We start from the raw sequence: 281 nt of genomic DNA, 5'->3' as shown, positions 1-281 counted from the left end.
GTGCAGTAACCCCTGTACCCGACACATTAAGCGAGTACGCTTTTGCAGGCTTACTGCGCGGCAGTAAAACTGAAGTAGTTAAATCAATATCAAACGATTTACAAGTACCCGCAAGCGCCGAAATAGTACTTGAAGGCTACATAATGCCAGGTGAAATGGCGCCCGAGGGCCCATATGGCGATCACACTGGATATTATAACGAAGTTGATGACTTTCCGGTGATGACAGTAACCCATATGACCCACCGTAAAAACCCTATTTACCACAGTACCTTTACCGGC

1 protein-coding gene is annotated in these 281 nt (G+C 46.6%); it reads left to right on the top strand.

Going from position 1 to position 281, the window contains the following annotated elements:
* A partial coding sequence (locus tag AAEY68_RS20915; RefSeq protein WP_350586809.1) for a UbiD family decarboxylase domain-containing protein occupies positions 1 to 281 on the top strand: 281 nt, incomplete at both ends.

Source organism: Pseudoalteromonas sp. RB2-MNA-CIBAN-0110, from assembly GCF_040309305.1.
Taxonomy (GTDB): Bacteria; Pseudomonadota; Gammaproteobacteria; order Enterobacterales; family Alteromonadaceae; genus Pseudoalteromonas; species Pseudoalteromonas arctica.
Note: the sequence above shows the minus strand (reverse complement) of the source record. Positions and strands in the feature narration are given on the sequence as shown.